Origin of the sequence: Amycolatopsis sp. NPDC023774, from assembly GCF_040639695.1 — a bacterium.
Taxonomy (GTDB): domain Bacteria; phylum Actinomycetota; class Actinomycetes; order Mycobacteriales; family Pseudonocardiaceae; genus Amycolatopsis.
In genome coordinates, this window is the sequence record NZ_JBFAAJ010000001.1 from 92,881 (window position 1) to 111,731 (window position 18,851).

Here is an 18,851-nt window from a genome sequence, read left to right on the forward strand (position 1 = left end):
AGGGGAGTGCTGATGCAGGTACGAGTCCGTCACCAGCCGTCGTTCGCGGTCGCGCGGCTGGAGCCGGCGCCGGGGGAGCCCGTGCAGGTCAAGTCGGGCGCGATGATGGCGACGAGCAACGGCGTGACGGTCCAGTCGCAGGCACAGGGCGGAATCATGAAGGGCCTCGGCCGCGCGTTCCTGGGCGGTGAGTCCTTTTTCATCTCCACCTACACCGCACCCCAGAACGGCGGCTGGGTGGACGTCGCGGCCAACCTGCCCGGCGACATCCAGATCGTGACCCTCGACGGCCAGACCGGCTGGTGCGTCACGCGCGGCTCGTGGCTCGCGTCGTCGCACGGCATGCAGACGCAGACGCGCAACCCGTCGTCGCCGATCAGCTGGATCCTTTCCCCCGTCCCCTCCCGCTGACATGCGCGTCCACACGAGGCACACCCCCAACTTCGGCGTGGCGCGAGTGCTGCTCGCGCCCGGCGAGGCCGTGCAGTCGGCTTCGGACACGATGCTGGCGACCAGCTTCGGCGTCCGCGAAGGCGCTCCGCCGTCGGCGCGCGGTGGCGCTCGCAAGCCCGGCGTCTCCGTGTTCACCGCGCCCGCCGAGGGCGGCTGGGTCGACCTCGCCCCCCTCGGGCCCGGCGACGTCTACCCGCTGGAGCTGACGGGCAACACCGGCTGGTCGGTGCACCGCGACGCCGTGCTCGCGCGGCCGCCTTCGGTGCGCCTCGACCAGACGTGGGCGCCGTTGCAGCAGCTCTTCGGCGCCGACGCCGGGTTCCTGGACCACTACAGCGGCACCGGTCCGCTCGTGCTCACCGCGCCGGGACCTGTCGATTCGTTCGAGCTGTCGGCCGGTGAACTGGTCACCGTGCGGCCGGACTACGTGCTGGCCTACCCGGACACGCTGCAGTGCCGGCTGCGCGCCGTGGACCCGAGCGGCCCGCAGTCGCTGCGCACCGGCGAAGGTCTGGTCCTCGATTTCGCCGGCCCGGGCACCGTTCTCGTGCAAGCGCGGAACAGGCGGGTTTCCCGGGGCTGACGAATTTGCGAATCAACCATTGCCGAGGGGCGTAATTCCGGTAGCGTGAACTGCACTTCCAGCCGCTACCGGACAGCGGATCTTGTCCTGAGGGAGGGCGCCGTGGCTGTCGGCACCGTCAAATGGTTCAACTCGGAAAAGGGCTACGGGTTCATCGAATCCGCCGAAGGGCCTGATGTGTTCGTCCACTATTCGGCGATCCAGGCCGAAGGATTCCGGACGCTCGACGAAGGGGACCGGGTCGAGTTCGAGGTCCAGTCCGGCCGCGACGGCCGCAGTCAGGCCGCGGACGTCCGCAAGGTCTCCTGATTCCGGGGCAGCCGACCGGTTGGGCGAACCGCCCATCGCTGCGGAATGCAGGGCGTTAAGCTGCGCAGCGTGACAGGCGATGTGTCGGGGGACCTCACCGGTCGCCGGCTGGGCAACTACCGCATCGACTCGGTGCTCGGCAAGGGCGGCATGAGCGTGACCTACCAGGCCACCGACGTGCGGCTCGGCCGGAAGGTGGCGCTGAAGGTCATCGGCGACCACCTGGGCACCGACGCCGAGTTCCGCGAGCGGTTCGTGGACGAAGCCCGCAACACGTCCGCGATCGACCACGCCAACATCGTGCCCCTGTACGACTTCGGCGAGCTCGAAGGCATGCTCTACATCGCCATGCGCATGGTCGACGGCGGCGACCTCGCCGGCCTGATCTCCTCGGGCCCGATCGCGCCCGCGCGCGCCTTGGCGCTGCTCGACCAGGTCGCCGACGCGCTGGACACCCTCCACAACCGCGGCCTCGTCCACCTCGACGTGAAGCCCGCGAACGTGCTGGTCACCAGCAAGGAAACCTCTCGCGAGCACGTCTACGTCGCCGACTTCGGCCTCACCCGCCGCGGCGCCACCGGCCACCGCACGCGGGGCGGCGACTTCCTGGGCTCCCCGACGTACGCCGCGCCCGAGCACCTGCGTGGCGAGCCGCTCGACGGGCGTACCGACCAGTACGCGCTCACGTGCGTGCTTTACGCGTGCCTCACCGGCACCCCGCCGTTCAAGGGCGACGTGCCGACCGTGATCAAGGGCCATCTCAACGGCGAGCCGCCCTCGGTGTCGCGCGTGGTCGCGCTGCCGGCCGCCGTCGACGACGTGATCCGCAAGGGCATGGCGAAGAACCCCGCCGATCGGTATCCGAGCTGCGTGGCGATGATCGCCGCCGCCCGCGTGGCGCTGGGACCGCTCGCCACGTCGGACACGCCGCCCGGGCCGCCGGGATCGGGTGCGGTGCAGAACGGACTGGCCGGGCCGGGTGGTCCGGGCGCGGCCGGCGGCCAGGGCAATCAGGGCAGTCAGGCCGGGCAGGGTGCTCACGGTCCCCAGGGGCAGGGCGCTGGCATGCCGCCCTTCGGACAGCAGCCGGGATACGGCCAAGGCGCGCCGCAGGGTCCGGGTGGGTCCGGTGGCCAGGGTGGTCAGGGTGCTCAGGGGAACGACCCGGCGCACGCCGCCCAGTGGTCGGGACCCGGCGGCCAGGGCGGTCCCGGCGGACCTGGTGTCCCAGGTGGACCCGGCGCGCACGGTGTCGCCGGACAAGGCGCACCCGGCCAGGCCGGACCCGGTGACGGAAACCCGTGGGCCGGCCCCGGCGGCCGGCCCGGTGCCCCGCAGAACCCCGGTCAGCCCCCCGGCGCCCCGTCGCAGGGGCCGCCCCCCGGCTACGGCTACCCCGGCATGCCGCCGCAGGGACCGCAAGCACCGCAGGGATATCCGGGCCACCCGGGACAGCCCGGCCCGCCGCCCGGCTACGGCAGCTACCCCAACCAGCAACAGGGTTACCCCGGCATGCACCCGGGTTACGGCCCGCCCGGCGACCCGAAGCGGCTGCGTCCGCCGTCGCCCGCCGGAGGCGCCGGGGCGTTCCAGCAGTCGCGCGGCGGCGGTGGCCGGAAGTGGCTGTGGATCGGCCTCGGGATCGTGGTGCTCGCCGGCTTGATCGTCGGCGCGATCTTCCTCTTCGGTGGCGACGACAGCGGCGGCGGCACAACCACCCCCACGACCGCGCCGAACATCCCCGTCGGCCCGGGCGGCCCCAGCGGTTCGCAGTCCGGCTCGCCGTCGCTCAAGCCGCCGCCCGCGTCGATCCCCATCCAGCCGAGCCGCTGACCCGCGATCTCACCTCCGGTAGGTGGCCACCTCGAATCCCGGCTGTGTTCGACTCCCCGGACACGCCGGAGGTCGAGGGGACCCGCCATGGATTTCGCTGACCGGCAGGACTTCGAGGACGCCGCCCGCGGGTTCGTCGCGACACTCGACCCCCGTCACCATCACCGGTGCCGAAGGCCGCGCGGTTGTTCGACCTGCGCCCGTACGCCTACCTCGAGGGCGACTGCCCCGACACGGTGAATCCCAGCCTGTGGCGGCAGGCGCAGCTGTGCCGCACCAACGGGCTGTACGAGGACCACCGGCATCTACCAGGTCCGCGGCTTCGACATCTCCAACATGACGCTCGTCGAAGGCGGGCGCGGCGTGATCGTGACCGACCCGCTGATCTCCGAGGAATGCGCGGCGGCCGCGATCGCCCTCTACCGCACCCATCGCGGTGACCGGCCGGTCACCGCCGTGATCTACACCCACTCGCACGCCGACCACTTCGGCGGCGTGCTGGGCGTGCTGCCCGCCGGCGCGGGCGACGTCCCGATCCTCGCCCCGGTGGGCTTCCTGGAGAACGCCGTGGCGGAGAACGTGTACGCGGGCACGGCGATGAGCCGCCGGGCCACCTACATGTACGGCATCACCCTCGACGTCAGCACCACCGGCCAGGTCAGCGTTGGGCTCGGTATCGCCACGTCGACGGGCCGGCTCGGGTTGCTCGCGCCCACCGTCGACATCACCGCGACCGGGCAGGAAGAGGTACTCGACGGCGTCCGCGTCGTCTTCCAGCTCACGCCGGGCACCGAGGCGCCGGCCGAGATGAACTTCCACTTCCCGAACCGCCGCGCCCTGTGCCTGGCCGAGAACGCCACGCACAACCTGCACAACCTCCTCACGCTGCGCGGCGCACTGGTCCGTGACCCGCGGGTCTGGGCCCAGTACCTCGACGAGCCGATCGAGCTCTTCGGAGCCGGCACCGACGTGGCGTTCGCCTCGCACCATTGGCCCACCTGAGACACCGCGCGTGTGGTGAAGTTCCTTTCGCAGCAACGAGATCGCTACGCGTACCTGCACGACCAGACCCTGCGCCGGCTCAACCGGGGCGCCACCGGCATCGAGATCACCGAGGACTTCACGCTGCCGCTGGAGCTGGAGAACGCGTGGCCCGCGCGGGGCTACTACGGCTCGGTCAGCCACAACGTCAAAGCGATCTACCAGCGTTACCTCGGCTGGTTCGACGGCCATCCCACGTCGCTGTGGCAGCACCCGCCGCAGGCGCTGGCCGCCCGCTACGTGGACGTCCTCGGCGGGGGCCCGCCGTCCTCGGCAAGGCGCAGGAGTACGCGGACGCCGGCGACCTCGGCTTCGCCGCCGAGCTGCTCAAGCACGCCGTGTTCGCCGACCCGGACAGCTCCGTCGCCAAGAACGCGCTGGCCGAGGTCTACCCAGCGCCTCGGCTACGGAGCCGAGAACCCGACCTGGCGCAACTTCTACCTCCTCGGCGCGCTCGAGCTCCGCAACGGCATCACGCCGCCGCCCCTCGACGTCGGCGGCGGCATGGCGGCGGCGCTCACGGTCGAGCAGCTCTTCGACTCCCTCGCCATCCGCGTCGACGCCTCCCCGCGCCGCCGCCGACCCGCTCACCATCGAGTGGCGCTTCACCGACCTCGCCACCACGATCCGCACCACCCTGTCCAACGGCGCGCTGATCCGGACCGCGAACCCGAAGTCCGCCGCGGACGTCGACCTGACCCTCACGTTGACCAAGGACCAGCTGCTCGGCCTGCTCTCCGGCGGCGGCGCGGATGACCTCGACCGCACCGGCGACCTCACCGTTCTCCGGCGCCTGCTCGCTCTCCTGGACGCGGACGGCCCTGCTTTCGCCATGGTCACCCCGTGACAAGCGTGGATCACTGACCTGCGGTTCTTGCACTCTCACCGTGGGAGTGCTAAACACGGCATTGGCACTCGACGCCGTTGAGTGCCAAGCGCGCGGTCACCGACTGCGTGCTTGAAGGTCGGGACGGTGAGGCTGACCAAGGTCAGTCGTCCGTCGCGGGCACCGAGCCTGGCCGAGGACGTGTCCTGCTGCCGCCGCTGACAGTCGTACGACGACACAGCGCGGCGGTGGCGCCCAATACCGGAGGACCACACCGCAATGGCCAAACTGATCGCGTTCGACGAGGACGCCCGCCGCGGTCTTGAGCGCGGCCTGAACACCCTCGCCGAAGCCGTCAAGGTGACGCTCGGCCCGCGTGGCCGCAACGTCGTGCTCGAAAAGAAGTGGGGCGCGCCGACGATCACCAACGACGGTGTCTCCATCGCCAAGGAGATCGAGCTCGAGGACCCGTGGGAGAAGATCGGGGCCGAGCTCGTCAAGGAAGTTGCCAAGAAGACCGACGACGTCGCGGGTGACGGCACCACCACCGCCACCGTGCTCGCTCAGGCGCTCGTGCGCGAGGGCCTGCGCAACGTCGCCGCGGGTGCCGACCCGATCAGCCTGAAGCGCGGCATCGAGGCGGCCGTCGAGGCCATCACCGAGCAGCTGCACAAGATGGCCGTCCAGATCGAGACCAAGGAGCAGATCGCTGCTACCGCCTCGATCTCGGCCGCTGACCGCACCATCGGCGAGCTGATCGCCGAGGCGCTGGACAAGGTCGGCAAGGAAGGCGTCGTCACCGTCGAGGAGAGCAACACCTTCGGCCTCGAGCTCGAGCTCACCGAGGGTATGCGCTTCGACAAGGGCTACGTGTCGGGCTACTTCGTGACCGACCCGGAGCGCCAGGAAGCCGAGCTGGAGGACCCCTACATCCTCCTCTTCGGTTCCAAGATCTCGAACGTCAAGGACGTTCTGCCGCTGCTGGAGAAGGTCATCCAGTCCGGTAAGCCGCTGCTGATCATCGCCGAGGACGTCGAGGGCGAAGCCCTGGCCACCCTGGTCGTCAACAAGATCCGCGGCACCTTCAAGTCCGTCGCCGTCAAGGCCCCGGGCTTCGGTGACCGCCGCAAGGCCATCCTGCAGGACATCGCGATCCTGTCCGGTGGCCAGGTGATCTCGGAGGACGTCGGCCTCAAGCTGGAGAACGCGGACCTGTCGCTGCTGGGCCGCGCCCGCAAGGCCGTGATCACGCGCGACGAGACCACGATCGTCGAGGGTGCGGGCGACGCTGACCAGATCCAGGGTCGCGTCAACCAGATCCGCGCGGAGATCGAGAACTCGGACTCCGACTACGACCGTGAGAAGCTGCAGGAGCGCCTCGCGAAGCTGGCCGGCGGCGTCGCCGTCATCAAGGCCGGTGCCGCGACGGAGGTCGAGCTCAAGGAGCGCAAGCACCGCATCGAGGACGCGGTGCGCAACGCCAAGGCCGCCGTGGAAGAGGGCATCGTCGCCGGTGGTGGCGTGGCTCTGATCCAGGCCGCCGAGGCTGCCTTCGCGGGCCTGAAGCTCGAGGGCGACGAGGCCACTGGTGCCAACATCGTCAAGGTCGCCGTCGAGGCGCCGCTCAAGCAGATCGCCATCAACGCCGGCCTCGAGGGCGGCGTCGTGGCGGAGAAGGTCAAGTCCCTCCCGCAGGGCCACGGCCTCAACGCCGCCACCGGTGTCTACGAGGACCTGCTCGCCGCCGGCGTGCCGGACCCCACGAAGGTCACCCGCTCCGCGCTCCAGAACGCCGCCTCCATCGCGGCGCTGTTCCTGACCACCGAGGCTGTCGTCGCGGACAAGCCGGAGAAGGCTGCCGCCGCTCCGGCCGACCCGTCCGGCGGCATGGGTGGCATGGACTTCTGAGTTCGGCTGCTGTTCGACGCTAGATCCGGAAATGCCCGGTCCACTTCGGTGGGCCGGGCTTTTCCCTTTTGCGGCAACGGTTTGTGCCGGCGGTCGAGTCTCGGATACGGCTTCGATCGGTGCCCCGGTACGGCGGCGCACGGTGTGGCAAGTCGGCTGGCGTGTGGCGCGGGTGTGGGCGTCGGTTCGGCTGGGGTCGATGCGCTGGCCGGCTGTCGGGCACGTGCGGTGTGTCGTGGGCGGGCGCGGGTTCGGCCGCGGCAGCATCGATGCGCCGAGCACGAACGAGCCGAAGGTCGAGATCGTGTTGAGGACGGTGAAGCCGTCGGTGCGTCGGTCGGTTGTCCGCGGTGCCGATGTGCGCGCCGGCTGGCGTGCTCGTGGTGCGCGGGTCCGGGATCGGCCGACCGTCGGCGGCAGGGTGCGCAGGCCGGCGACGGCGGCCGGATCGTGTCGCCTGCTGTCTGGCAGACATCGGTGTTCGGCCGTCGGTGCCGGACGTTCTTGGTGCCGTCCGCTGTGGACACAGCGAACGGCCCAGGCGCTCGCCACGCCCGGGCCGTTCGCTCTCCCTTGGTTGTGCCACCCCGTTCCCCCGATACCGCGGCCCACCTCGGCCGCGGCGGGTCAGGCGGTTTGGGTCGCTTCGGGCGTCAGCACGGCGGCGGCGACGTAAACCGGCAACATGATCCCGGCGGACAGCACCGTCACGGCCACGACCGCGATGCGGACCATCGTCGGGTCGACACCGAGGTAGTCGGCCCAGCCCCCGCACACCCCGGTCAACATCCGGTCGGTGCGGCTGCGGAAGAGCTTCTTGGTTTCCGGGGTGTCCACGCTGTTCGTCATGCCATGAATACTCCGCGGCGCGGCCCCGCGGCACATCCGGGAACGGCCCGGAGACCGACCCTGGACTCCGACCCTGAGTCGAGGTCAGGGAAGTCCGGGTACGCGCCAATACCCAGCCGGACCAGGCGTGGGTTGATGGGCTGGTCCGCGCCCACCGCTCGTGGTGGCGCTGAGGCTCAGCGCAGCGCGCGCACCCGGTCCAGCCGCGCCAGCCAGGCCTCGGTGACGTCGGGCGCGGCGGCGAATTCCGCGAACCGATCCGGCACCGGCGCCTGGGGCAAGACGGGCAGGTAACCGTCCACAGGGGACAGCGAGGTCGTGCTGACGTCGCCGTTCAGCAGGGACATCGTGCCCAGGCCGCAGGCGAAGTCGAGCCGCGGGAGGGCGCCCGCGAGGGCCAGGCCGGCGGCGAGGCCCACGCTGGTCTCCACGGCGGACGACACGACGCACGGCAGCCCGCACGCCTCGGCCACCTCCAGCGCGCGCCGCACGCCGCCGAGCGGGGCGACCTTCAGCACGGCGATGTCGGCGGCGCCGGCAACGGCGACTTTCAGCGGGTCCTCGGCGCGGCGGATCGACTCGTCGGCGGCGATGCGCACGGACACGCGGCGCCGCACGGCGGCCAGCTCGTCGATGGTGCGGCACGGCTGTTCGGCGTACTCCAGGCCGCCGGCCGCCTTGTCGAGGGCGGCGAGCGCGGTGACGGCGGTGTCGACGTCCCAGGCCGTGTTGGCGTCCACGCGGATGGCGCCGGCCGGGCCGAGGGCGTCGCGGACGGCTTCGAGGCGGGCGCAGTCGTCGGCGAGCGTGGCGCGCTTGTCGGCGACCTTCACCTTCGCCGTGCGGCAGCCGGAGGCGCGGACCAGCGCGTGGGCGCGGTCCGGCGACACGACGGGGACGGTCGTGTTGACCTCGACACGTTCGCGTACCGGGATGGGCCAGCCCTGCTCGCTCGCCTCGAGCGCGCTCGCCAGCCACGGCACGCTCTCGGCGTCCGAATAGTCCGCGAACGGGCAGAATTCACCCCACCCGGCGGGTCCTTCGAGCAGGACGCCTTCACGGACGGTGATGTCCCGGAACCGGTTGTGCAGGGGCAGCGCGTAGACCTTCATCACCGCAGATCATGCCACTGGCGAAGTCGCGTGCCGATCGGGCGGCGACCGGCCAGAATGAGACGTGTGGACGGCCTCGACTTCCGGGTGCTCGGCCCGGCCGAGGTCGTGGCCGGGGGCCGCGCCGTGCCGCTCGGCGGGAGCCGCCCGCTGATCGTGCTCGCCGGGCTGCTGCTGCGCGCCAACCGCGTGGTGTCCGTCGACGAGCTCGGCCGCTGGCTCTGGGACGACGACCAGCGCCGCTCGAAGGGCGCGCTCCAGACTTATGTGCTGAGGCTGCGGCGCGCGCTGGGCCCGGCTGTTGCCATTCGCACAGAACGTGGTGGGTACCTGCTGGAGCTTGATCCGTTGGCAACGGATCTCGGTCGGTTTCGCACACTCGCGGCTCGGGGGAGGACAGCTTTCGAACAAGGTGAACACCGTCGTGCGGCAGGGTTGTTCGCCGACGCTCTCGGCCAGTGGCGCGGGCCGGCGCTGCAGAACGTGGAGTCCGACGCCCTGCACCGCGACGAGGCCGGCCAGCTCGCCGAGGAACGCACCCGCGTGCGCGAGCTGTGGGCCGACGCGCTGATCGCCGTCGGTGAGTTCGCCACGGTGGTGCCGGAGCTGACGCGGCTGACCCGGGAACACCCGTTGCGGGAACGGCTGCACGAGCAGCTCGTGCTCGCGTTGTTCCACTCCGGGCGGCAGGCCGAGGCGCTGGAGGTGTACCGGCGGATCAGTGCGGTGCTCGCCGAGGAGCTGGGCCTCGATCCCGGCGCCGGGCTGCAGCGCGTGCACCGGCTCGTGCTGGGTGGGGCGCCCTATCAGCCGGCCGTCGATCCTCAGGTGCCGCACCAGTTGCCGGCCGACCTCGATACCTTCGCCGGTCGTGAGGCGGACCTGAAGTCGCTGCGTGCTTTGCTTCCGGCGGAGGACAGCACGTCGACCCCCATCGCCTCCGTGGAAGGTATGGGTGGCATGGGGAAAACCACGCTGTCCGTCCACTTCGCACACGAGGTCGCGGACCGGTTCCCGGGTGGACAGGTGTTCTTGAACCTGCGCGGGTACGGTCCTGGCGAGCCGGTTGAACCGTTGGCGGCGCTGGAGGCCCTGCTGTCGGCGCTGGGCGTACCTTGTGATCAGATTCCGGCCGATGTGGACGGTCGCGCCGCGACGTGGCGCACGCACACGGCGGGGCGGCGGCTGCTCGTGGTGCTGGACAACGCCAACAGCACCGAGCAGGTACGGCCGCTGCTGCCCGGGCCGGGGTGTCTGGTCGTGGTGACGAGCCGCTGGCAGCTGCGCGGCCTCGTCGCGACGCACGGCGCCCGCCGGATCGCGCTGGAGCAGCTGGACGAGGCGGGCGCCGTCGAGTTGCTGGCCTCGACGATCGGCGTCGACCGCGTCAACGGAGATCCTGGTGCCACGTCACGCTTTGTAGAGTACTGCGGGGGACTTCCGCTGGCTATCCGGATCCTGGCCGTGCGGGCCGCGCAGTTCCCGGACTACCCGCTGGGATCGTTTGTGGACGCACTGGACGCCGAACCTGATCGGCTCGGTTTGTTCGACCTCGGTGATGGCGAGGAGACGAACATCCGGTCGGTGCTCTCGTACTCGTACCGGGCGTTGCCGCCGGATGCCGCGCGGTTGTTGCGGTTACTGGGTCTGCCTTCAGGTCCGGATGTGACGCCCGCCGTCGCCGAGGTGTTGCTGGGTTCGCCGCCGGGGTCCGCTTTGGACGCTCTCGTGTCCGCGCACCTGCTCACTCAGCCGCAGCCGGGGCGATACCAGTTCCACGATCTGATCCGGGCGTACGCGGCGGAGCTGGCGTACCACGTGGACAGTGCAGAGGAGGCGTCGGCGGCACGTTTGCGAATGTTGGATTTCTACCTTTCTACGGCGTTGAACGCTTCGCGAGCAATGCGGCCCGAGCGGATCTACGGGTCGCTGGAGTTGCGTGCGGACGGTGGCCTCGAGTTCGCCGACTACCACGCGGGGCTGGCGTGGTTCGCCGCGGAGTACGGGAACCTCGTCGCGGCTGTGCACCTGGCGTTCCGGCTGCGGGAGTACGCGCATTGCTGGAAGCTCACGTGGCTGATGTTCACGTACTTCGCCGGCCGCGCCCGCGTCGACGACTGGCGGGCGCTCAACGAGCTGGCCTTGCGGGGCACGCGGCTGTCGGGTGATCGGGGTGGCGAGGCCGGAATCCTCAATTGCCTCGGAGTGATCGACGGGGTCGTGCGCGATTACGCGGCGGCGCGGCGGTACCTCGAGCAGGCGCTGACGCTGCAACGCGAGCTCGGCTCGCGCGAGGGCGAGGCGCGGGCGCTCTACAACCTGGCCATGGCGGCCGATTCGCCGTCCGGCTTCCCCGCGGCGCTCGCCCACGGCACGCGGGCGCTGGAGATCGTGCGGGACCTGCGGATGACCGGCTTCGAGGCCAACGTGCTGCGCGCACTGGGGGACCTGTGCTGTCGCTTCGGCGATTTCCCGCGTGCCTTGGCGCTGGCCGACGAGGCGCTCGCCTTGGCACCCACGCCCCGCGACGGCAGGTTCTCGCTGACCACGCGCGCCAAAGCCCTCCTTGGCGTGGGCCGGCCGGCTGAGGGCATCGAGTGCATGTCAGACGCCGTGGACATGTTCTTCGCGATGGACGAGAACTACGAAGCAGCCGACGTCCTCGCCCAACTCGGCACGGCCCACCAGCGCCTCGGCCACCCCGCCGCCGCCCGCGACTGCTGGCTCCGCTCGGTCCGCCTCCTCACCGACCTCGCCCACCCCGACGCGGCCGACGTCCGGGCCAAACTGGCGGCGATGGTCTCGGGGTGAGTCGCCGGCGTTGGCTGGTTCGTTCTTCGGTGCTGCGTGATGCCACTCGTTGCCACGCTGCCGCCCGACGTTCATGCGAAGTTGGCCGCGACGTTTCGCCGTGTGGGGCGGCTCGCCCTTTGGCGTGGCGAGACGTCGGTCCTGGTGGCGATGTGCCGGCCAGCGGGGAACAGTGTTGTGGGGCGTGGCAAGTTGCCACGGGCACGTGGTGCGGTGGTCTGCGTGCCGACCCCCAGAGGCAGCAGGCAGACCACCTGCACCCGTACGCCTCAGCTAACCCGATCGCGCTCACTGTGCGCTCACTGTGCCGGTGGCGGCTTGAGGGACAGGAGGTTCGAGAGGGTGATGGCGTTGCGGGGAGCTTCGACTTTGACGTCGTTGTCGAAGTAGACGTGGACGTCGCGGTGGCCGTCGGCGTGCCAGGCGGTGATCTTGGCGGCCCAGGTGCGCAGGGCGGGTTCGGTGTAGCCGCTGGTGTAGAGCTCGACGTCGCCGTGGAGGCGGACGTAGGTGAAGTCCGTGGTCTGGTCCTCGCGGAACGGCCAGCGGCCGGCGGTGTCGGCGACGACGAGGGCGACGTCGTGCTTGCGCAGCAGGTCGAGGGCTTCCGGGGTGACGAAGCTGGGGTGGCGGACTTCGAGCGCGTGCCGGATGGGCCGGTTCCTGCCGGGTTCGAGGTGGGGCGCGGTCTTCAGTTTGCCGTCGTGTTTCGCGCCGAGCGTGGCGGCTTCGGCGGTGGTGCGGGGCAGCAGGCCGAGAAAGGTTTCGACGCGGTCAGGGTCGAACTCGAGCCGCGCGGGCAGCTGCCACAGGACCGGGCCCAGTTTTTCGCCGAGCGCGAGCACACCGGACGCGAAGAAGTTCGCGACGGCAGGCTCGACGTCACGCAGCTGCTTGAGGTGCGTGATGAAGCGCCCGCCCTTCACCGCGAACACGAAGTCGGCCGGGGTCTGGTCAGCCCAGGCGCGGTAGCGGTCCGGGGTCTGGAGTGAGTAGAACGACCCGTTGAGCTCCACGGAGTTCAGCCTGTGCGACAGGTACTCGAGCTCGCGGCGCTGCGGTAGGCCCTCGGGGTAGAACTCACGGCGCCACGGCGGGTACCGCCACCCCGACGTCCCGATCCGAATCCTGGCGATCTCCCTCACCGCCTTCCTCCGTGGCGTGATTCCCCTCGGCAGATTCCGGTAAACCCGCCCACGCATCCGCCGCCCGGACACCCGCACCGGACTTCGGGACAGCCGACCCAACCGTGAGGACATCTGTCTCACGTCCTGTCTTGCTCAGACCTTGCTGGACAGTGGTGGAGATTCGGCGGCCACTGCAGCCGGTGTTGCTGTGCCGGCAGCTCGCGGCGAGGCGGGCCGCCGCTGCGGGGAATCACGGTGTGGCGCCGTGGCCGGAATTGCCCGGCCCGGCGCCGAATCCGGCCGCGAGGACCTTCGGACGCCGGTCGGCCGGGGCGGCGGCTTTGGCCGGGCCCGGGCGCACCCGGGGGGACGGCCTCGTCCGGCTCGACTGGCGGGTGGGGCAGTGGGCGGTCCTGGGCGGATCGTCTGTTGGAGGTGGGTGCGCGGCTGGACTGGAGGTTCGGGAGGTCGGCCGGCGCGGGCTGCTGATGGGCGGAGGGCTGCCCCGGGTGGATTGTCTGCTGAACGTGGGTGCGCCGGCTGGTCTCTGGGACCGGGGCCGACCGGCGCGGCTGGCGATGGGCAGCGGACGGTTCGTCGCGGTTGGGGGTGGGTGTGCTGGCTGGACTGGGGGTTCGGGGGGTTGGCCGGCGTGGGGTGGTGATGGGCTGCGGGTTGCCCAGGGTGGCTCGTCGGCCGAGGGGTGGGTGTGCCGGCTGGAGTCGCGGTTCGGGGGTTGCCGGTGTGGGGTGGTGATGGGCTGCGGGTTGCCCAGGGTGGCTCGTCGGCCGAGGGGTGGGTGTGCCGGCTGGAGTCGCGGTTCGGGGGTTGGCCGGCGCGGGCTGGTGATGGGCAGCGGGCTGCCCCGCGCGGTTCGTGCGGTTGCGGCTGGGTGCGCCGGCTGGACTCGGGGGCCTGACCCCCGCCCGGCGTTGCTGGGCTGGGGTCAGGCCCACGAGAACGTCCACAGGCGGGTCTGCACGAGGCCGCTCGCGTACTCGCGGAGGGTGCCGGGCTGGGAGAGGTATGTGGGGAGGCTGAAGGCGCGGTGCTCGGCCGCCACGGTGAGGGCGCGGGCCTGCGTGCGTGGCGGGGCGGAGACGGACAGCGTGAGGGAGTCGAAGCCCAGGGAGAGCAGGGTGGCGCCGAAGCGGTCTTCCCAGCTGCGCAGGACGGCGGAGAGCTCCGCGACCTGGTCGGTGGATTTGATCATGCCCGTCCAGCCGAGGAGGGCGGGGATGTCGGCCGGGCGGTCGGTCTGGACCAAGCCGAGGCGGTGGGCGCTGCGGTTGGCCAGGATGGAGCCGGTGTTGCCCGCCTCGGCGAGGGGGTCGGCGCGGCGGTGCGAGCGGCGTGCGAGGCCGGGGAAGCGGGCGCCGAAGGGCCGCAGGCACGCGCCGTCGCAGCACGAGGTGTCCCACCAGCGCGCGAGGGCGTCGGCGGGGTCCACGGAGTCCACACGGTGGCCCGCCGGGGCGAGGCGGCCGCGGTCGTCCAGCCAGTCTTCCCCGCGCGCGGCGAACCGCTCGTCGTGCGGGATGAGCACGGGCCAGAGCCCGGAGCGCTCGAACTCCGCGACGCACTCCGGGTACCGGTGCGGCCGCGCGAGCGGCTCCTCGGACACCCAGATGCGCCCGTGCCACAGCCCGGGCGGCAACGTCTGGACCGGCGGTGCCCCGAGGCCGGGGCGGAACGGTGCGATCGTCATGAGCTTCCCCTCGAACTGGTGTTCGGTCCTGCATGTCGAACAGTAGTTCGAGGGGCCGACAATTTCCAGGGAGAATTTCGCTCATCCGTTCGAGCGAACCGGCAAAATACCTGGTCAGAGCAAGCGGGGTGAGGTTGCTGTGACAGATGGGGCCACTGTGACAGATGGGTGATGCGAAAGGTGCCGCGCGGCTCCCGGACCTCAACCGGCGGCCACCGCGACCGGGAAACCGGTAATTCCCGTCCAGCCGACGTCGAGAACCCCCGACCGGCTCCGTCTCCCCGGCACGAGCGGCCGACGTGGCCGCGAGAGGAAAGGACCACCACCGTGGCCGTCGCCGAGGATATCGACCGCGCTACCGACTCGAAGTGGGACTGGGTGGCCGAGCAGACGCGCAAGTACGTGAGCTCCGGTGGCCTGGAGGGGCACGAGCAGAACGGTGTCTACACCCTCATCCTCGCCACCACCGGCCGCAAGACCGGCGAGCCCCGCCGCACCTGCCTGATCTACGGCACGCACGGCGACGACTTCGTCGTGGTCGCCTCCAAGGGCGGGGACGACGACGATCCGGCCTGGTTCAAGAACCTCACGGCCGAGCCGAGCGTCGGCGTGCAGGTCGGGGCACGCCGGTTCACTGCGCGCACCCGGATCGCCGACGAACAAGAACACGCGACGCTCTGGCCGATGATGGCCGGGATCTTCCCGCTGTACAACGAATACGCGCAGAAGACCGAACGCGTCATCCCGATCGTCCTGCTCACCCCGAACCCGTGACTACAGCGGCCGGCGCAGGTCCTCCGCATCCACGATGTGGTACGCGTAGCCCTGCTCCGCCAGGAACCGCTGCCGGTGCGCCGCGTACTCGGTGTCCACCGTGTCCCGCGACACGATCGAATAGAAGTGCGCCTGCCGCCCGTCGCCCTTGGGGCGCAGCAGCCGGCCGAGCCGCTGCGCCTCTTCCTGGCGGGAGCCGAACGTGCCCGAGATCTGGATCGCCACCGACGCTTCCGGCAGGTCGATGGAAAAGTTCGCCACCTTCGACACCACGAGGGTCCGCAGCTCACCGCGGCGGAAGCGGTCGAACAGTTCCTCCCGCTCCTTGTTGCGCGTCGACCCCTGGATCACGGGCGCGTCCAGCTCCGCACCCAGCATCTCCAGCTGGTCGAGGTACGCCCCGATCACCAGGGTGGGCTCGCCGTCGTGACGCTCCACAATGGACTTGATCACCGGCATCTTCGTCATCGCCGTCGCCGCGAGCTTGTACCGTTCGTCCGGCTCCGAAGTCGCGTACGCGAGCCGCTCGGCGTCCGTCAGGGTCACGCGGACCTCGGTGCACTCCGCGGGCGCGATCCACCCCTGCGCCTCGATGTCGCGCCAGGGAACGTCGTACCGCTTGGGCCCGATCAACGAGAAGACGTCACCCTCGCGGCCGTCCTCACGCACCAGCGTCGCCGTCAAACCCAGGCGGCGCCGGGACTGCAGATCCGCCGTCATCCGGAACACCGGCGCCGGCAGCAGGTGGACCTCGTCGTACACGACGAGGCCCCAGTCCCGCGAGTCGAACAGCTCCAGGTGCCGGTACTCGCCCTTGGTCTTGCGCGTCACGACCTGGTACGTCGCGATCGTGACCGGGCGGATCTCCTTCTTCTCACCCGAGTACTCGCCGATCTCGTCCTCGGTCAGCGATGTGCGCGCCACCAGTTCGCGCTTCCACTGCCGCCCCGCGACGGTGTTGGTCACCAGGATCAGTGTGGTCGCCTTGGCGTGCGCCATGGCCGCCGCGCCCACCAGCGTTTTGCCTGCGCCACAAGGCAGGACCACCACGCCCGAGCCGCCGGCCCAGAACGCCTCCGCCGCCTGGCGCTGGTAGTCGCGCAGGTGCCAGTCCTGCTCATCGAGGTCAATGGGATGCGCTTCGCCGTCGACGTAGCCCGCAAGGTCCTCCGCGGGCCAGCCGACCTTCAGCAGCGCCTGCTTGAGCCGCCCGCGTTCGGACGGGTGCACGATCACCGTGTCCTCGTCGATGCGCGCGCCGAGCATCGGGCTGATCTTCTTGTGCCGCGACACCTCTTCCAGTACCGCGCGGTCCGTGGTCGACATCACCAGGCCGTGGGCCGGGTGGTTGGTGATCTGCAGCCGCCCGAAGCGGCCCATCACGTCGACCACGTCGATCAGCAGCGGCTGCGGCACGGGGAAGCGCGAGTACGTGGTGAGCGCGTCCACCACCTGCTCGGCGTCGTGCCCGGCGGCGCGCGCGTTCCACAACGCCAGGGGCGTGATGCGGTACGTGTGCACGTGCTCGGGCGCGCGTTCCAGCTCGGCGAACGGCGCGATCGCGATCCGCGCGTCGTTGGCCTGGGGGTTGTCGACCTCGAGCAGCACGGTCTTGTCGGACTGGACGATCAGGGGGCCATCAGTCACTCGTCCTTTATACGTTCCCCCGAGCCGTCCCCTCCCGTCGCGGCCGTCCGGGTGCCAAGATGATCGGCAGGAAAAGCTGGAGGGGACCTTTGACCACACCACCGTTCGGCGTGCCGTCGGCCGCCAACCCGTTCCAGCCGCCAGGCGCGATGCCGCCCCGTCCGGGCGAGCCCCGGTCGCTCTCGAGCACCGCGAAGGTGCTGGTCGCAGCAGGAATCGTGGTGGCGCTCGGCGTGGGCGTGCTCGCCGCGTTCGGCGTGGCCGCGATCGCCCGCTCGTCGGGCACGCCGGTGGCGGGAAGCTGCCTGTACCTCTCCGACGAGAGCGTCGGCACACAGAGCTACCACGGCGTGAGCTGCTCGGAGCAGCGCGCCACCTACCGCGTCGACGACGTCGAGGACGGCACCTCGAGCTGCCACGGCGGTGACTACGTGCGCTTCCAGCTCTTCCGCGGTACCAGCGGCTCCAGCCGCACCAGCGCGCCGCGCGAGACGCTGTGCCTGGCGCTCAACGTCTCGTCCGGCGAGTGCTTGCGCGACGTCGACGACGAGGCCGAAATCAGCAAAGTCACGTGCAGCGACCCCGACGCCGAGGCCCGCGCAGTCGTGCACCAGGGCAGCAGCGACGAGGACTCCTGTGGCGCCGCCGACACCGCCCTCTTCTACGCCGGCCCGCCCCAGCGCACGGTCTGCCTGCAGCCCGCGGGCGAGAACATCTAGGGCTGGTTCTCCTCCGGCAGCATCGCCTGCACGTCGAGCCGGCTCGGGATCAGGCCCGACGTGTGCATGAGGTCGGCCACGCGCTGCAGCCGGATGCCCGACAGCGTGGTCGGGTAGGTGCCCAGCGAGATCAGCGCCGCCGTGGTCGGGTCGATGTCGGAGAAGGTCGGCAGCGCGTCGCGGACGATCGCCGGGTCGGCAGCCGTCTGCTGCGCCTGCATGAGCACGCGCCGGAAGACGGCCAGCGTGCGCGGGTTGTCGCGCGCGAACCCACCGGTCGTCGCGTAGCCCGAAGCCGGGAAGTCGAGGGTGGCGCCAGTGGACCCGTCGGCGAGGATCTGCGCACCGAGCTCCTTCTCCGCCCGGGTGATGTACGGCTCCACCATCAGTGCCGCGTCGGCGTCGCCGGCCTGCAACGCGCCGGGCATCCGGTCGAACGGCTCGGCCACGAAGTGGATCTTCGCCGCGTCGACGCCGGCGGTCGAGAGCACGGAACGGGCGGTCAGCGCGCCGATGTCGTCGAGGTCGTCGACCGCGATCTTCGGCGACTTCTTCACCGTCGGCTCGGTGTAGCCGGAGTTCGGCAGCGTCACGAGCGCGATCGTGTTGCTGCCCGACGTGTACGCCTCGCCCTGCAGCTGCAACGCGGTGCCGGCGTTGGCGGCGCGGAAGAGAGACACGTCGCTGGCGAACGTCACGTCGAGCTGTCCCGAATCGAGTTTCGCCAGACCGTCCGCGGTCCCGAGGTCCACGAGCGTCACGTTCAGCCCGGCCTCGCGGAACTTCCCGGCGGCCGCCGCGATGCGCAGCGGCGCGGTGTCGATCGGCCCGCCGACGCCCACGCGCAAAGTGGTCCGCTCCACTGGCGCCGGCGCCGCTGCGTCACCGGAATCGAACAGCGAGCAGCCGGTGATGGCCAGCAAGACCGCCACCAGCGGCAACACCAGGGCACGCACGTTCATCCGCTCTCACCTACCGGGAGAATCTCCGCATCACGCTGGATCGTATGGGCCGCTGCCCATACGATCCCCGACAGGGCCGTGACCCCGCCAGTGCGGCTTCCCGATCCGGTCGAGCGAAGCTACTGCCGAGTAGGCTCGAACCGGACACCCCCGATGTCGTCCGCGGATGAGGTGCCGCGGTGGAAAAGG

Annotated in this window: 16 protein-coding genes and 2 pseudogenes; 12 read left to right on the forward strand and 6 right to left on the reverse strand. The window is 70.8% G+C overall.

Annotated elements, in window-relative coordinates:
* Nucleotides 1–12 precede the first annotated feature (12 nt).
* The 9 genes and pseudogenes from AB0F91_RS00490 to groL form a co-directional block, all read left to right on the forward strand.
* Nucleotides 13–360: pseudogene (locus AB0F91_RS00490) on the forward strand (AIM24 family protein); the annotation flags it as partial.
* 52 nt (nucleotides 361–412) lie between these two features.
* Entirely contained in the window at nucleotides 413–1,036 is a 624-nt protein-coding gene (locus AB0F91_RS00495; protein ID WP_360593507.1) for an AIM24 family protein, read from the forward strand.
* A 102-nt stretch (nucleotides 1,037–1,138) separates the two neighbouring features.
* Nucleotides 1,139–1,345 carry a cold-shock protein gene (locus AB0F91_RS00500; RefSeq protein WP_204093028.1) on the forward strand — a complete coding sequence of 69 codons (207 nt, stop codon included), beginning with the start codon at nucleotides 1,139–1,141 and terminating at the stop codon, nucleotides 1,343–1,345.
* Nucleotides 1,346–1,414: 69 nt separating this feature from the next.
* Entirely contained in the window at nucleotides 1,415–3,178 is a 1,764-nt protein-coding gene (locus AB0F91_RS00505; protein WP_360593509.1) for a protein kinase, read from the forward strand.
* A gap of 336 nt (nucleotides 3,179–3,514) precedes the next feature.
* A complete protein-coding gene (locus AB0F91_RS00510) occupies nucleotides 3,515–4,180 on the forward strand; it encodes an MBL fold metallo-hydrolase (RefSeq protein ID WP_360593510.1) in 666 nt (221 codons plus the stop codon).
* 15 nt (nucleotides 4,181–4,195) lie between these two features.
* Nucleotides 4,196–4,420: pseudogene (locus AB0F91_RS00515) on the forward strand (alkyl sulfatase dimerization domain-containing protein); the annotation flags it as partial.
* A 2-nt stretch (nucleotides 4,421–4,422) separates the two neighbouring features.
* Complete coding sequence (locus AB0F91_RS00520) at nucleotides 4,423–4,875, forward strand: alkyl sulfatase dimerization domain-containing protein (protein ID WP_360595079.1); 453 nt, start codon at nucleotides 4,423–4,425, stop codon at nucleotides 4,873–4,875.
* Nucleotides 4,812–5,066 (forward strand): alkyl sulfatase C-terminal domain-containing protein, encoded by a 255-nt coding sequence (locus tag AB0F91_RS00525; RefSeq protein ID WP_360595080.1) that lies wholly within the window; start codon nucleotides 4,812–4,814, stop codon nucleotides 5,064–5,066. Before AB0F91_RS00520 ends, AB0F91_RS00525 begins: the two co-directional genes overlap by 64 nt.
* Before the next feature lie 258 nt (nucleotides 5,067–5,324).
* Nucleotides 5,325–6,953, forward strand: a complete 1,629-nt coding sequence (gene groL / locus AB0F91_RS00530) for a chaperonin GroEL (RefSeq protein WP_360593512.1) — start codon at nucleotides 5,325–5,327, stop codon at nucleotides 6,951–6,953.
* A gap of 627 nt (nucleotides 6,954–7,580) precedes the next feature.
* On the opposite strand, the gene AB0F91_RS00535 is transcribed toward groL, so the two are convergent.
* A complete protein-coding gene (locus tag AB0F91_RS00535) occupies nucleotides 7,581–7,802 on the reverse strand; it encodes a PspC domain-containing protein (RefSeq protein ID WP_360593514.1) in 222 nt (73 codons plus the stop codon).
* Nucleotides 7,803–7,978: 176 nt separating this feature from the next.
* On the reverse strand, nucleotides 7,979–8,914 hold the full coding sequence (locus tag AB0F91_RS00540) for an o-succinylbenzoate synthase (protein WP_360593516.1): 936 nt from the start codon (nucleotides 8,912–8,914) through the stop codon (nucleotides 7,979–7,981).
* A gap of 57 nt (nucleotides 8,915–8,971) precedes the next feature.
* On the opposite strand from AB0F91_RS00540, the gene AB0F91_RS00545 reads away from it, so the two are divergent.
* On the forward strand, nucleotides 8,972–11,725 hold the full coding sequence (locus AB0F91_RS00545; protein WP_360593518.1) for a BTAD domain-containing putative transcriptional regulator: 2,754 nt from the start codon (nucleotides 8,972–8,974) through the stop codon (nucleotides 11,723–11,725).
* 299 nt (nucleotides 11,726–12,024) lie between these two features.
* Here the strand turns inward: AB0F91_RS00545 and AB0F91_RS00550 are convergent, their stop codons facing one another.
* Both AB0F91_RS00550 and AB0F91_RS00555 read right to left on the reverse strand, forming a co-directional pair.
* Nucleotides 12,025–12,870: a DUF72 domain-containing protein gene (locus tag AB0F91_RS00550; protein ID WP_360593520.1), complete on the reverse strand. Its 846-nt coding sequence runs from the start codon at nucleotides 12,868–12,870 to the stop codon at nucleotides 12,025–12,027.
* A gap of 928 nt (nucleotides 12,871–13,798) precedes the next feature.
* On the reverse strand, nucleotides 13,799–14,560 hold the full coding sequence (locus tag AB0F91_RS00555; RefSeq protein WP_360593521.1) for a DUF4253 domain-containing protein: 762 nt from the start codon (nucleotides 14,558–14,560) through the stop codon (nucleotides 13,799–13,801).
* 327 nt (nucleotides 14,561–14,887) lie between these two features.
* Between AB0F91_RS00555 and AB0F91_RS00560 the strand changes: the two genes are divergently transcribed.
* Nucleotides 14,888–15,334, forward strand: a complete 447-nt coding sequence (locus AB0F91_RS00560; protein WP_360593523.1) for a nitroreductase family deazaflavin-dependent oxidoreductase — start codon at nucleotides 14,888–14,890, stop codon at nucleotides 15,332–15,334.
* Here AB0F91_RS00560 and AB0F91_RS00565 read toward each other — a convergent pair whose 3' ends face one another.
* Nucleotides 15,335–16,981 (reverse strand): DNA repair helicase XPB, encoded by a 1,647-nt coding sequence (locus AB0F91_RS00565; protein ID WP_360593524.1) that lies wholly within the window; start codon nucleotides 16,979–16,981, stop codon nucleotides 15,335–15,337. It lies immediately after the preceding gene.
* Nucleotides 16,982–17,070: 89 nt separating this feature from the next.
* Here AB0F91_RS00565 and AB0F91_RS00570 point away from each other — a divergent pair, with 89 nt between their 5' ends.
* Entirely contained in the window at nucleotides 17,071–17,700 is a 630-nt protein-coding gene (locus AB0F91_RS00570; RefSeq protein ID WP_360593526.1) for a hypothetical protein, read from the forward strand.
* On the opposite strand, the gene AB0F91_RS00575 is transcribed toward AB0F91_RS00570, so the two are convergent.
* The gene (locus AB0F91_RS00575) at nucleotides 17,697–18,662 is read right to left on the reverse strand and encodes an ABC transporter substrate-binding protein (RefSeq protein WP_360593528.1); all 966 of its coding nucleotides are present in this window, start codon (nucleotides 18,660–18,662) and stop codon (nucleotides 17,697–17,699) included. The genes AB0F91_RS00570 and AB0F91_RS00575 overlap by 4 nt on opposite strands.
* Between the last annotated feature and the right edge of the window lie 189 nt (nucleotides 18,663–18,851).